Annotated in this window: 14 protein-coding genes; 11 read left to right on the forward strand and 3 right to left on the reverse strand. The window is 71.3% G+C overall.

Translation table 11 applies throughout. The annotated features are described in order from the left end of the window. Positions 1-32 precede the first annotated feature (32 nt). From ASE14_RS14405 to ASE14_RS14440, 8 genes are all read left to right on the forward strand, one after another. Positions 33-1,397, forward strand: coding sequence for an NAD(P)/FAD-dependent oxidoreductase (locus ASE14_RS14405; RefSeq protein WP_056655789.1), 1,365 nt, complete (start codon positions 33-35; stop codon positions 1,395-1,397). Beyond that, positions 1,397-2,266 carry a universal stress protein gene (locus tag ASE14_RS14410; protein WP_056655791.1) on the forward strand — a complete coding sequence of 290 codons (870 nt, stop codon included), beginning with the start codon at positions 1,397-1,399 and terminating at the stop codon, positions 2,264-2,266. The genes ASE14_RS14405 and ASE14_RS14410 overlap by 1 nt, the downstream gene beginning before the upstream one ends. 11 nt (positions 2,267-2,277) lie before the next feature. Further along, entirely contained in the window at positions 2,278-3,846 is a 1,569-nt protein-coding gene (locus ASE14_RS14415; protein WP_082600743.1) for an APC family permease, read from the forward strand. Between the two features lie 331 nt (positions 3,847-4,177). Next, complete coding sequence (locus tag ASE14_RS14420) at positions 4,178-4,474, forward strand: hypothetical protein (protein WP_056655794.1); 297 nt, start codon at positions 4,178-4,180, stop codon at positions 4,472-4,474. 100 nt (positions 4,475-4,574) lie between these two features. After that, the gene (locus ASE14_RS14425; protein WP_056655797.1) at positions 4,575-5,192 is read left to right on the forward strand and encodes a DUF937 domain-containing protein; all 618 of its coding nucleotides are present in this window, start codon (positions 4,575-4,577) and stop codon (positions 5,190-5,192) included. A 117-nt stretch (positions 5,193-5,309) separates the two neighbouring features. Continuing rightward, positions 5,310-5,756 (forward strand): MaoC family dehydratase N-terminal domain-containing protein, encoded by a 447-nt coding sequence (locus ASE14_RS14430; RefSeq protein ID WP_082600745.1) that lies wholly within the window; start codon positions 5,310-5,312, stop codon positions 5,754-5,756. Beyond that, positions 5,756-6,181, forward strand: coding sequence for a MaoC family dehydratase (locus ASE14_RS14435; protein ID WP_056655800.1), 426 nt, complete (start codon positions 5,756-5,758; stop codon positions 6,179-6,181). Before ASE14_RS14430 ends, ASE14_RS14435 begins: the two co-directional genes overlap by 1 nt. Position 6,182: 1 nt before the next feature. Next, the gene (locus tag ASE14_RS14440) at positions 6,183-7,409 is read left to right on the forward strand and encodes a UDP-N-acetylmuramate dehydrogenase (RefSeq protein WP_056655802.1); all 1,227 of its coding nucleotides are present in this window, start codon (positions 6,183-6,185) and stop codon (positions 7,407-7,409) included. An 88-nt stretch (positions 7,410-7,497) separates the two neighbouring features. Here ASE14_RS14440 and ASE14_RS14445 read toward each other — a convergent pair whose 3' ends face one another. Both ASE14_RS14445 and ASE14_RS14450 read right to left on the reverse strand, forming a co-directional pair. Further along, on the reverse strand, positions 7,498-7,890 hold the full coding sequence (locus ASE14_RS14445) for a hypothetical protein (RefSeq protein WP_056655805.1): 393 nt from the start codon (positions 7,888-7,890) through the stop codon (positions 7,498-7,500). A gap of 2 nt (positions 7,891-7,892) precedes the next feature. After that, on the reverse strand, positions 7,893-9,524 hold the full coding sequence (locus tag ASE14_RS14450; protein WP_056655806.1) for a PspC domain-containing protein: 1,632 nt from the start codon (positions 9,522-9,524) through the stop codon (positions 7,893-7,895). Positions 9,525-9,639: 115 nt separating this feature from the next. Between ASE14_RS14450 and ASE14_RS14455 the strand changes: the two genes are divergently transcribed. Then, complete coding sequence (locus tag ASE14_RS14455) at positions 9,640-10,881, forward strand: ATP-binding protein (protein WP_056655808.1); 1,242 nt, start codon at positions 9,640-9,642, stop codon at positions 10,879-10,881. Continuing rightward, a complete protein-coding gene (locus ASE14_RS14460) occupies positions 10,874-11,566 on the forward strand; it encodes a response regulator transcription factor (protein ID WP_056655811.1) in 693 nt (230 codons plus the stop codon). Before ASE14_RS14455 ends, ASE14_RS14460 begins: the two co-directional genes overlap by 8 nt. Here ASE14_RS14460 and ASE14_RS14465 read toward each other — a convergent pair. Further along, positions 11,532-13,142 carry a bifunctional phosphatase PAP2/diacylglycerol kinase family protein gene (locus tag ASE14_RS14465; RefSeq protein WP_056655814.1) on the reverse strand — a complete coding sequence of 537 codons (1,611 nt, stop codon included), beginning with the start codon at positions 13,140-13,142 and terminating at the stop codon, positions 11,532-11,534. The two genes, ASE14_RS14460 and ASE14_RS14465, sit on opposite strands and share 35 nt — an antisense overlap. 174 nt (positions 13,143-13,316) lie before the next feature. Between ASE14_RS14465 and ASE14_RS14470 the strand changes: the two genes are divergently transcribed. Next, the coding region (locus ASE14_RS14470; RefSeq protein WP_056655816.1) for a PadR family transcriptional regulator at positions 13,317-13,619 on the forward strand (303 nt) is incomplete at its 3' end.

Consider the following 13,619-nt stretch of genomic DNA (forward strand, 5'->3'; position numbering starts at 1 on the left):
CACCACAACCGTTCGAAGGAAGTACCTGCATCATGGAACGCATCGACTGCGACGTCGTCATCGTCGGCGCCGGGGCCTCTGGCCTCACCGCCGCCAACAAGCTGAAGGACGCCGGCAAGTCCGTCGTCGTGCTCGAGGCACGCGACCGCATCGGCGGCCGCCTCTGGACCGACGACATCGACGGCGCGATGCTCGAGATCGGCGGCCAGTGGGTCTCGCCCGACCAGGACGCGCTCATCGAGACCCTGGGCGAACTCGGTCTCGAGACGTACTCCCGCTACCGCGAGGGCGAGAACGTCTACATCGACGCGAACGGCGAGCGCCGGCTCTTCGAAGGCGACATCTTCCCGGTGCCGGCCAAGACCGAGGGCGAGATCGTCGGCCTCATCGAGAAGCTCGACGCCCTCGTCGCCGAGATCGACCCCGACGCCCCCTGGGCGCACCCGCGTGCGAAGGAGCTCGACGAGGTCTCGTTCGCTGAGTGGCTCGGCACCCAGACCGACGACGAGGAGGCGAAGCTCAACATCGGCATGTTCATCGCCGGTGCCATGCTCACCAAGCCCGCGCACGCGTTCTCGGCGCTGCAGGCGCTGCTCATGGCGGCATCCGCCGGTTCGTTCTCGAACCTCGTCGACGCCGACTTCATCCTCGACAAGCGCGTCGTGGGCGGCCTCCAGCAGGTGCCGCTGCGCCTCGCCGAGCGCCTCGGCGACGCAGTGCGCACCGGCCAGCCCGTGCGCACGGTGCGCTGGACCCCGGATGCCCCCGACGCCGGTGTCGTCGCGGTCACCGACTCGATCGAGGTGCACGCGAAGCACGTCGTGCTCGCCCTGCCGCCCATCCTGATCAGCCGCATCTCGTACGAGCCGCCGCTGCCCCGTCGCCAGCACCAGATGCACCAGCACCTGTCGATGGGCTTCGTCATCAAGGTGCACGCGGTCTACGAGACGCCGTTCTGGCGCGAGTCGGGCCTCTCGGGCACCGCGTTCAGTCCGTACGAGCTGTGCCACGAGGCCTACGACAACACGAACCACGACGACCCCCGCGGCACGCTCGTCGGCTTCGTCTCCGATGAGGAGGCCGACGGCGTCTTCACGCTCTCGGCCGAGGAGCGCAAGGCCCGGATCCTCGAGTCGATCTCGCACTACTACGGCCCCGAGGCGCTGAACCCGGTCGTCTACTACGAGAGCGACTGGGGCTCCGAGGAGTGGACCCGCGGTGCGTACGCGGCGAGCTTCGACATGGGCGGACTCGCGCGCTACGGCGCCGACCTCCGCACCCCCGTCGGCCCGATCCACTTCTCGTGCTCCGACATGGCGGGCAAGGGCTACCAGCACGTCGACGGCGCGATCCGCGTCGGACGCGAGGTCGCCGACGAGATCCTCGCCGCCGGCTGATGGTCACCCGCATCGTCGTCGGCTACACGGCGAACGAATCCGGCGCTGACGCGCTCGCCCTCGGCGGGCGTCTCGCCGCAGCCAGCGAGGCGCTCCTCGAGGTCGTGATGGTGCTCCCCATCGAGGCCCGCGGCGCGGTGGTGCCGCCCGACACGGGGTACGAGCGCCACCTGAAGGAGCGCTCGCGCGGCTGGCTGGCCGAGGCATCCGCTCGTCTCGGCGACGGCGTCGAACAGTCGCTGCACATCCGCTACGCCGAGTCGTTCGCCGAGGGCCTCGTGGCCGCGGCGCACGAGTTCGACGCCTCGCTCATCGTCGTCGGCGCTGCACGTGGCGGGCTGCTCGGCCGGTCGCGCATCGGCTCGGTGGCCAACGACCTGCTGCATTCGTCTGACGTGCCGGTGGCGCTCGCTCCGGCGGGCTCCCGGGAGACGCCGGTCTCGCTCGGCGTCACCCGCATCACCGGCGCCGTCGGCACCCGATCGGGGGCGGGGTCGGTACTCGACATCTCGGTGCGCCTGGCCCGGCTCACCCATGCGCCGCTGCGGCTCGTGTCGCTCGTCTCGATCGACCTGCCGGCCGGCATGGACGAGGAGCTCGCCTCGCTCGCGAGCACCGCCCACGCCGATGACGTGCTCACGGAGGCGCGCCGTGCGCTGCCCGCCGGCACGACGGCCACTTCGGTCGTCGCCTCGGGCGACACGATCGAGCAGGCGGTCGCCGCGCTCGAGTGGCACGCCGGCGAGGTCGTCCTCGTCGGATCCAGCCGCCTCGCGACCCCCAGCCGCCTTTTCCTGGGCTCGACGGCATCGAAGATGCTGCGCGAGCTGCCGGTGCCGATGATCGTCGTGCCGCGCGCCACCTCCTGAAGGACCACGCAATGACGCAAGAACCCCACCAGCACCACACCGAGCCGCATGCGCCGCTGACCACGGCGAGCGCCGCCGTCGACGGCGGCGACACAGGACTGTCGAAGAAGGGACTGTCGGCGGGGTCGGTCGGCCTCATCGGTGCGATCGTCATCGGCATCTCGTGCGTCGCCCCGGCGTACACGCTGACCGGTGCCCTCGGCCCGACCGTCGCCGAGGTGGGCACGCAGCTGCCCGCGATCTTCCTCCTCGGGTTCATCCCGATGCTGCTGGTCGCCCTCGGCTACCGCGAGCTCAACAACGCGATGCCGGACTCGGGCACGTCGTTCACCTGGGCGACGCGGGCGTTCGGTCCGTGGGTGGGCTGGATGGGCGGCTGGGGTCTCATCGCGGCGACCGTGGTCGTGCTCTCGAACCTCGCGGGCATCGCGGTCGAGTTCTTCTACCTCGCACTCGCGCAGGCGTTCAACAATCCCGAGATCGCCGAGCTCGTCGGCAACCCCTTGGTGAACGTCGCGACCTGTCTCGTGTTCATCGTCGGCGCGACGCTCATCTCGTACCGCGACATGCAGACGACGCAGAAGGTGCAGTACTGGCTCGTCGGGTTCCAGCTGCTCGTCATGATCGGCTTCGGCGTCGCCGCGTTCTGGCACGTCGCGAACGGCACGGCCTTCGACCCGACGCAGGTCGAGCTGAGCTGGTTCAACCCGTTCGAGGTGGGGTCGTTCAGCGCCGTCGTCGCGGGCCTGTCGGTCTCGCTCTTCGTGTTCTGGGGCTGGGACGTCACCCTCACCATGAACGAGGAGACGAAGGGGTCGCGCACGACCCCCGGCCGGGCAGCGACCCTCACGGTCACGATCGTCGTCGCGATCTACCTCTTCGTCGCGATGGGTTCGCTCGCGTTCGCGGGCACAGGAACCGAGGGCTTCGGCCTCGGCAACCCCGACATCCAGGAGAACGCGTTCTTCTATCTCGCGGGCCCGATCCTCGGCCCGCTCGCGATCCTCATGTCGATCGCCGTGCTCTCGAGCTCGGCCGCGTCGCTGCAGTCGACCTTCGTGTCGCCCGCGCGCACCCTGCTCGCGATGGGCCACTACGGCGCGCTGCCGAAGAAGTTCGCAACGGTCAGCCCGCGGTTCTTCACGCCCGGCTACGCGACGATCGTCTCGGCGATCGTGGCGGGCGGCTTCTACACCGTCATGCGCTTCATCAGCGATGAAGTCCTCTGGGACACGATCGCGACGCTCGGCCTGATGATCTGCTTCTACTACGGCATCACGGCGTTCGCGTGCGTCTGGTACTTCCGCAAGCTGTGGTTCAAGTCGGGGCGCAACGTGTTCTTCATGCTGGTTGCGCCGTTCGTCGGCGGCGTGATCCTCACGGTGCTGTTCTTCACGACCCTGATCGACAGCATGGATCCCGCCTTCGGTTCGGGTTCGGAGATCGGTGGTGTGGGTCTGGTGTTCGTGCTCAGCGTCGTGATCCTGCTCACCGGCGTCGTCATCATGTTCTGGCAGCGCTGGAAGCGTCCGGCCTTCTTCCGTGGTGAGACGCTCTCGCGCGCGGTCGCAGAGGACTGAGCCCGAGGTTCAGTACAGACGAGGCCGCCCCCTGCGACACCAGGGGGCGGCCTCGTCGTGTGGCATGGGACTTTCGCACGACAATGTGTGACGAATCGCGCGGTGCCGGACATGCCTGCTCCGTGAACACCAGTACGAAGGGACGAACACATGAACGCCCACCGCATCGACCCCGCCGACCCCGCCGACCTCGAGCTGCCGCCCACGCAGCCGCTCGACATCTCGGCCTACCTGCCCGACCCGCGCGACGAGGCAACGGCCTAGCCGAGCGGATGCCGCGGCGCCGGTGCAGTGCGCCCGCGCCGAGGCGCGGCGTCAGGCCTCGTAGACCGTGTCGCCCGCCACCACGGTGCGCACGGGCCTCGCGGCCGACTTCGCGGCATCGCTGGTCGCGTGCACGATGGACTCGGCCAGCGGCAGCGCGAACCCGGGCTGGATCGGCCCGAACGACGGGTCGAGCGCCTCGCCCGACGACATCTGGAAGCCCGAGACGCCCACGACCTCCCTCGGGCGCCTGCTCGACCTCACCGCGAAGGGTCGTGAACGCTCCGACCAGGTCTTCGAGATCGGGCTCGAGCTCCTGCTCGACGCCCTGCGGCTGCGCCTCTGTCGCCTCGATCTCGACTGAGCGACTGACACAGCTCGGGTGGCACTTTCCCACGTGGCATCCGTATCGATACGGTGAACCGTGGACGCCCCGACCGCGGGCGCCGGAATGGGGAACCCGAATGGCTGGACTCGACGACATCATCGCCAACCTTCCGATCGGCGACATCGCCGCGAAGCTCGGCGTCGACGAGGCGACCGCGAAGCAGGCGGTGAACGAGGCGCTGCCGGCGCTGCTCGCGGGCATGGGCGCGAACGCTGCCGACCCGGCGGGCGCCGCGTCGCTCGAGAAAGCCGTCGCCAAGCACGACCCGAAGCTCATCGAGGGCGGCGTGAACCTCGCCGACGTCGACGAGGAGGACGGCAAGAAGATCGTGAAGAACGTGTTCGGCGACAACACCGACCAGGTCGTCACCGCGCTCGACAAGAAGGAGGGCGGGGCGGGCGACCTCATCGGCAAGCTCCTGCCGATCCTCGCCCCGATCGTGCTGAGCTTCCTCGCCGCGCAGTTCACGAAGAAGCCCGAGGCGGCTGAGGCGGCGCCCGCATCGTCGGGCGGCGGCATCGGCGACCTGCTCGGCGGTCTCCTCGGCGGCGGCGGCGGCTCGGGCTCGTCGAGCGGAGGTATCGACATCGGCGGCCTCGTCGGCGGTCTCCTCGGGGGCGGCTCGGGCGGCTCGAGCTCGGGCGGCGGCATCGGCGACCTGCTCGGCGGTCTCCTCGGCGGCGGCAAGCGCTGACGCTTCCGCTGGTCGAGGAGCGAGCGTCTCGAGACCTCTCGCTGGGTCTCGAGACGTGTCCTCCTTCGTCGGGCGCTACTCGACCGGCCGGAATGCGCGCCCGCATAGACTGGCGGGGTGCCAGTGAACCCCGAGCTCCAGGGGCGGACCTTCCCGCCCACCGAGCCCTACCTCGTCGGTCGTGAGAAGGTGCGCGAGTTCGCACGCGCCGTGTTCGCGACGAACCCGATCAACCTCGACCCTGAGGCCGCGCGTGCGGCCGGCTACGCCGACGTCGTCGCGCCGCCGACCTTCGCCGTGGTCGTGCAGGAGCAGACGCTCGCGCAGCTCCTGGCGGACCCCGAGTCGGGCATCGACTTCTCGCGCGTGGTGCACGGCGACCAGCGCTTCACCTCGACCCGGCCGATCGTCGCCGGCGACCTGCTCACCGCGACCCTCACGGTCGCGAGCGTGAAGAGCCTCGGCGGCCACTCCATGGTCACGGCCGAGTCGGCCATCACCGACGCCGTTGGCGCGCACGTCGTCACCGCCGTCTCCACCCTCGTCGTGCGAGGAGACGAATGATGCCCGCCCCCGACTTCGCGTCCCTCACCGTCGGCGACGTCGTCGCCGAGCGGTCGTTCCCGCTCGGCCGCGACTCGCTCGTGCGCTACGCCGGCGCCTCGGGCGACTTCAACCCGATCCACTACCGCGACGACATCGCCGCCGAGGTCGGCCTGCCGGGCGTGCTCGCCCACGGCATGCTCACCATGGGCCTCGCCGTGCAGCCGGTCGTCGACTGGGCCGGCGACCCCGGCCGCGTCGCCGACTACCAGGTGCGCTTCACCCGCCCCGTCATCGTCGACCCGCAGAGCGGCGCGACGGTGTCCGTCACGGCGAAGGTCGGCCAGCTCGACGAGGCCGCATCCGTCGCCCGTGTCGACCTCACGGTCACCGTCGGCGGCGACACCGTACTCGGCAAGGCGCAAGTCCGCGTCTCGCTCGGTTGACATGACGAGCGACATCCGTTTCGCCGACCTCACGACGTTGCAGGTCGGCGGTCCGATCGGCCGGCTCGTCACCGCGACGACCCAGCGCGACCTCGTCGACCTCGCCGTCGAGACCTGGGCGACGGATGACGCGTGGCTCGCGCTCGGCGGGGGCTCGAACCTCCTCGTCGGCGACGAGGGCTTCGATGGCACCGTGATCCGCGTGGCCACGCGCGGCATCGAGGTGCTGCCCGCGGAGACGGGCGCCGGGGCATCCCTTCGACAGGCCCAGGAGGGCGCCGTTCGATTGCGCGTGCAGGCCGGCGAGACGTGGGACGACCTCGTCGCCTGGACCGTCGAGCACGGCTACGCAGGGCTAGAAGCGCTCTCGGGCATCCCCGGCTCGGTCGGCGCAGCGCCCGTGCAGAACATCGGCGCCTACGGGCAGGAGCTCGCCTCGACGCTCGTCGCGATCGAGTTCCTCGACGAGGGCGCCGAGGCGCCGCGCCGCATGACGGCGGCCGAACTCGAGCTCGGCTACCGCACCTCGGTGCTGAAGCAGGGCCTCGCGGGCATCGTCGTGACGGTCGAACTCGAACTGCACGACACCGCCGCCGAGCGAGCGGTGCTCGGCGAGGCGCTCGGCCAGCCGATCGCCTACGGCCAGCTCGCCGATGCGCTGCACGTGCAGCAGGGCGACCGGGTCGCGATCGCCGATGTGCGCGAGAGCGTGCTCGGGCTCCGCGCCTCGAAGGGCATGGTGCTCGACCCGGCCGACGCCGACTCGGTGAGCGCCGGATCGTTCTTCACGAACCCGATCGTGGGGGAGCACGTCGCTCGCACGCTGCCGGCAACCGCGCCCCGCTGGTACGTCGAGCCCGAAGCGCCCGACGAGGTGACGCCGCTCGGTTCGCTCGCGTCCCAGTCGCCGCTCGACGCGTTCCTCGCGCACCAAGCGGAGGTCGAGGCGTTCGGCGACGACGTCACCGTGGTCGGAGACGCCGACCTCGAACCGCTCGTGAAGCTCTCGGCCGCGTGGCTGATCGAGCACTCGGGCATCCGTCGCGGATTCGCGCTGCCGGGCTCGCGCGCCGCGATCTCGTCGAAGCACACGCTCGCGCTCACCAACCGCGGCGGCGCGTCCGCCGACGAGGTCGTGCAGCTCGCACGGTACGTGCAGAGCCGCGTGCAGGCCGAGTTCGGCATCGTGCTGTACCCCGAGCCGGTGCTGGTCGGCGTCGAGTTGTAGTCGTCCATCGAACGCGAATCGACCCCCACCTGATCGGCGGGGGTCGATTCGTGTTCGTCTCGGTGAGCGGATGCCGCCGGCCGAGGCGTCAGCGGCGTGCGCGTTCGCCGCGACGGATGAGGCCGACGATGCCGAAGAGCGCGACGACCACGCCGACGACGATGATCGCGGAGAGACCGGCGGTGAAGGGGCTGAGGGTCGTCAGCCACCGTCCGACGGCCTCGCTCCGCGCCGGATCGATGAGGATCCAGAGCGTCGTGGCGGCCGTGGTGCCGAAGATGAGGCTCCAGACGAGAGCCCCCCAGCGCACGGTGGGGTGGGCGGGCGTCGTCGCGGACGATCCTTCGAGGGCCAGGCCGGCGAGTTCCCTGGTATCGGCGTGAGGTTGCGCGGCGTCGGTGCGATCCGATTCGGTGCCGGCCACGGGAAGGATCATCGTGGTCGACTCGGTCTCCGGCTCGCCGCTGTTCATGAGACTCATGGTCACTCTCCTTCGAAGACGGTGATGTAGATCGCGCCGCGCCCCTGACGCACGATGAGCGTCGAATCGATCGGCTCACCCTCGGAGCCGCCGACCACGAAGGACCGGTCCTCATTGACGCTTTGGTGTTGCACCGCCTTGCCCTGCGCATCCAACTCGATGACCGAGATCGCAGCGGCACCGCTGGAGTCGATCGCGATTCTGGTGCCATCGTGCACGTCGAGATGGACGTCTCCCGACCACTGGGTGAGTTCGACACGGGGAGTGCCGTCGACGCCTTGCAGTTCGGCCGTCGCCGTGAAGTAGGCGTTGCCGAGGGGCTGCAGCAGCACCTGCGACTCATCGAGTCGGATCCCGTATCCCGGTGGGACGATGTCGCCGCGGGGGATGACCGCTGTTGCGAGCATCGTGAGCATCGTCAGCGTCGTGACGAACGCGAGGAACCCAGCGCGTCGGCGCCTCACGGCAGCGATCAGCATGGCGAGCGTGAGCGTGAGCGTCGCAACGCTGAGCGCGATCGGCACCGCGGCGACGCCGAGTTCGGGGGAGCCGAGGGCGATCAGCGCGGCGATGGCCCCGCCCACGACCGCGAGGCCGAGGAACATGAAGACGAACGCGGCGCTCGCCCTGGGGCGGCTCGCCCGGCGTGCGGCGCGTGCGGCATCGGCCCGCTCGGTGAGCTCGCGCGCCTTCGCCCGGTTCTCGGCTGCGGCCCTGGCCCGGGCGGCCCGCTCGGCGTCGTCCTGACCGGACTTCCATTCGGCGTGCGAGAGGCGCCAGGCCTCGTGCTGCGTGCGCCACTCGGCGAGCGCCGCGGCGTCGGTGCCTTCGACCGGGACGGGCGGTTCCGTGCTCGGCACGATCGTCGTGGCGTCGTCGGCCGCCGTGCTCGTCGCCTCGGCGGGGGAGGCGGCCGTGGTCGAGGCATCCGTTGCCGCGAAGGCGACGGTCGACGGGCGCCCCGGAGCGGCGGCGGGCGTCGCGGAAGCCATTCGCGGCCCGCCGCCGTCCGGGGAGTTCTGGGAGGCTCGCCTGGCGAGCCAGATGACGAGCGCGACGATCGCCCCGACGACGACGAGCACCCACAGCACCCGCAGCGGCCAGATGAGGTTGAAGCCGAAGATCGGATCGCTCAGGGTCGGCCAGTCGGGCCACCAGCGCCAGCCGAGCCATCCGCCCTGCACGAGGGGGATGAGTCCGATGACGCCCATCACCGCGATGCCGACGACCGCCGGGTCGACGATGCCGCGCATCAGCCGCTCGAAGTGGATCTCGCCGTCGGTGTCGGGCAGCAGCAGCCATGCGATCGCGTAGACCAGCACGAACGGTGCGCCGAGCACCGCGATGACCACGACGATGCCGCGCACGATGATCGGGTCGATGCCGAGGCGGGCGGCGACGCCGGCGCAGACGCCGCCGAGCCAGCCGGCGCGACGCGGCACGCCGAGGCGGCGGAGCCAATCGGAGAAGCCGGTGCCGGTGCCGGTGCCCGGCGCGGGTGTCGCCGCGCCGGGGTCACCGGAGGATGGAGCCGAACCGGTCGCCCCCTGGGCGTTCGGGCCGGACGCCGCGGAGTCCCCCTTCACGTCGTCCTGCACTGGGTCCGCCTCGGGGGCGGTGGGGTTCGTCTCCATGCTTCGATGCTGGCAGCGGCAGCGGATGCCCCGCCATGGGGTGAATCCCTGATTCGACCCTGAGCGGGCGGCCGGGCCGGAAGCGATCGCGGTTCCGTCTGCTTGGATTGCAGGCATGGAGACGAGCGCGGAACCGGCGACGGATGCCGCGGCGCCCACGCCCGCCGAGGCCGCTCCGCGAATGACCCGCCCGCGAGCCTGCGTCGCCACGGGCGTCTCGGCCGGGCTCGCCGCCCACCTCGGCTGGCCCGGCTGGATCGTGCGCACCGCGTTCCTCGTGACGAGCATCGCGAGCGGTGCCGGGCTCCTCCTCTACCTCTGGCTCTGGGCGCTCACGCCGTGGGCCCCGGGCGACGAGCGCCCGACACGGCGCGCGCCGGTCGCGTGGTTGCTCGTGTCGGCCGCCGTCGTATCACTCCTCGCCGCCGCTGCCACGAGCCCCCTCATCGCCCTCGACACGGTCGACGGAGGCAGTGATGGCATCGCATGGTGGCTCTTCGCCGTACTCGGCGGGGTGGGTCTCGCCGTGGCATCCGGAGCCTGGGCGAGCTTCATCGACCGGCCCGAACCCGAGCGCGGGCCGAGGCACGAGCTCACGATCCGCCTCGTGGTGACCGCACTGCTCGCCGTGACCGCGGCAGCGCTCGTGCTCGGACCGACGGCCGCGTGGTACCCCGCAGCGACGCTCGCCGCCGCGCTCGCCGCGGTGCTCGGCATCGGCCTCGTCTACGCGCCCACGCTCGTCACGGCGTGGCGCGACCTCACCGCCGAGCGCACCAAGCGCATCCGCGAGGAGCAGCGCAGCGAGATCGCCGCGCACCTGCACGACTCGGTGCTGCAGACGCTCGCGCTCATCCAGAACCGAGCTGGGGCGACGAGCGAGGTCGCCCGCATCGCCCGTGCGCAGGAGCGGGAGCTGCGCGAGTGGCTCTTCGCCGGCGACACGTCCGCCGACAGCGACCTCGGCACGGATCTCCGCGATTTCGCCGCCGCCCTCGAGATCGACCATCCCGTCACGGTCGACGTCGTGGTGGTGGGGGAGTCGCGGGAGCGTGCGAGCGGCGAGGTGGCGGCGGCGGCCCGCGAGGCGATGCTCAACGCCGCCCGGCACGCGGGCGGAGAGGTGTCGGTGTACGTCGAATCCACTCCCGAGGCGGTCGAGGTCTTCGTACGCGATCGCGGACCCGGCTTCGCGCTCGCCGAGGTGCCGGGCGACCGGCTCGGGGTGCGCGAATCGATCATCGGCCGCATGCGCAGGGCCGGCGGATCGGGCGAGGTGCGTGCCGGTGTCGGCGGCGTCGGCACCGAGGTGCGCCTGAGGTTCCCGGCCGAGCGAACGGAGCAGATGCGTGGCTGAACGGGTGCGGGTCGTGATCGTCGACGACCACTCCATCTTCCGGTCGGGTCTGAAGGCCGACCTCGACGACACGATCGAGGTCGTCGGCGAGGCGCACGACGTCGAGACGGCGGTCACGGCGGTGACGGATGCCGCGCCCGACGTGGTGCTCCTCGACGTGCATCTGCCCGGGGTCGCGGTGCCGGCGGGCACGAGCGGCGGCGCCGAGGTGATCCGGCGCGCCGCGGCATCCCTTCGACAGGCTCAGGACGGCGCCGAGCCCGCGACGCGCTTCCTCGCGCTCTCGGTCTCGGACAAGGCCGAAGACGTCGTCGGCGTCATCCGCGCGGGGGCACGCGGGTACATCACGAAGGGCTCGTCGGGGGCGGATGTCAGCCGCGCCGTGCACGCCGTGTCGGGCGGCGACGCCGTGTTCTCGCCGAAGCTCGCCGGGTTCGTGCTCGACGCGTTCGGCGCGGCCGTGGGCGAGACGGCGTCGGCGAGCGACGAGCTCGACCGGCTCTCGGCGCGCGAGCAGGAGGTCATGCGGCTGATCGCCCGCGGCTACGCCTACAAGGAGGTGGCGGCCGAACTCTTCATCTCGACGAAGACGGTCGAGACCCACGTCTCGGCGGTGCTGCGCAAGCTCCAGCTCTCGAGCCGGCACGAGCTCACGGCCTGGGCGAACGCGCGGCGCCTGCTGTAGGCGCGCTCGCCGGCCGGTACACGTCGAGCGCCGCCGGCAGGATCCGCACGGTCGTGCGGTAGCCCGGCGTCGCGGTGCGGGCGGATGCCTCGGCGGGCGCCTCGAGCGACACCTCGCCGTCGTGCGCGAACCCGGGCGGCTGCCCGTGCCGGGGCCGCACGAGCACCTCGATCGACTCGCTCGTGAACGACTCGAGTCGCTTCGGGAGCAGGTGGATGCGCCGGAGCACCGCGCTCGTGCGACGACCGAAGGCGAGCGCTCCGGCCGCGCGCACCCGTGAGTCGGCGTGCAGCATGCGCACGTCGAGCACGCCGCCGTCGAGGCGCCGGCGCTGCATCGGCGCGGCGATGTCCGGGTCGTTCGGTCCGACGCCCACGTACAGCGTCCAGAGCCGGGCTCGTCGCCCGCCGACGACCACGGTCACCGGCGACGAGCGCCGCAGCACCCGCGCGGCGGCGATGACGGCGGSGAGCCACTTGCCCCAGCGTTCCTCGCGTCGCTCCCGCTCGGCGACGAAGTCTGGGTAGAGGCCGACCGACGCCGTGTTCAGCACCGTGATCGGGGGTCCGTTGGCGAAGCGCAGCTCTGCGACGTCCGATCGCACGCCCTCGCCGCGCTGCAGGGCGTCGATCGCGAGGTCGACGGATGTCGCGCCGACCGTGCGCGCGAAGTGGTTGAACGTGCCTCCGGGCACGACCAGGAGCGGCACGCCTGCAGCCAGCGCCTCGTGCGCCACCGCGGCGACGGAGCCGTCGCCGCCGCAGACTCCCACGATGCGCGGCGGTTCGTCGCGGGTGAGTGCCGCGCGCACGGCGAGGGCGGGATCCTCGCCGTCGAGCAGGTGCAGCTCGGCGTGCGGCAGGCGTCGCTCGAGCACGTCGACCGGGTCGCCGCGCACGACGCTCCTGCCGGATGCGCGGTTGACGACGATGAAGACGCCGGTGCCGTCCGGCGCCGCCGGAAGCCGTTGATCGGTGCCGCTCGGTGCCTCGGCGCCGGTGTCGCCAGTGCCCGGGCGCGCGAACACGGCGCCGAGCCCCGCGACCGCACTGCCGAGCGCGAGGCCGCCGACGACGTCGGACAGCCAGTGCGCGCCGGTGTGCAGCCGGGAGTAGGCGGCGCCGAGCGCGACGGGAGCCAGCGCGGCGCCGAGGCGCGGTGACTCGATCGCGACGCCGGTGACGAATGCCGCGGCGCTCGCCGAGTGTCCGGATGGGAACGCTGGAGTGATGGGCACCTTCGGCAGGTGCCGGCCCATCGGAACATCGGCGAGCACCGGCCGGTCGCCGCCGAAGATCTGCTTGGCGATCAGGTTGGCGAGCGCGCTCGCGACGAGCAGCGACCCGAGTCCGCGTGCCGCCGTGCGACGTCGTCCGATGACGACGAGCACGCCCGCGATGGTCCACCAGAGCACCCCGCGATCGGCGAACCCCGAGACGCGCGACCAGAACCGGTCGACCGTGGGGCGGGTGCGGCGGGCGTTCACTGCGCGTGCGGATGCGGCATCCGCTCGCCGGGCCCAGGCGGGCAGGATTCTCGTCCGTTGCACGGCCACGCGCACGTCGCGGAACACCACGCCGCCATCGTAGGCAGGATGCGTTGCGCTGTCGACCGGTTGCCCGGCCGGCCGGCCGCGCAACCGCACTCGCGGAAACGAAGATTCTGCTATTCAGTGTTGCTATCTACCGGTACTTGTGCTTACTATGTACCGGTAGTCAACAACACCGAGTAGTAGAGAGGAGGAGGTTCCATGGGCAAGCAGATGACCGAGATGCTGAAGGGCACGCTCGAAGGCATCGTCCTCGCGATCCTGGCCGTGCGTCCGGCCTACGGGTACGAGATCACGGCCCGGCTGCGCGACGAGGGCTTCTCCGACATCGCCGAGGGCACCGTCTACGCCCTGCTGGTCAGGATCGAGCAGCGCGGCCTCGTCGACGTCGAGAAGGTTCCGTCGGAGAAGGGCCCGCCGCGCAAGGTCTACACGCTGAACGCACAGGGCGGCGCGTACCTGGCGGAGTTCTGGGGGACGTGGAGCTTCCTCGCAGAACGGATC

The sequence above is a fragment of the Agromyces sp. Root81 genome (assembly GCF_001429165.1).
Taxonomy (GTDB): domain Bacteria; phylum Actinomycetota; class Actinomycetes; order Actinomycetales; family Microbacteriaceae; genus Agromyces.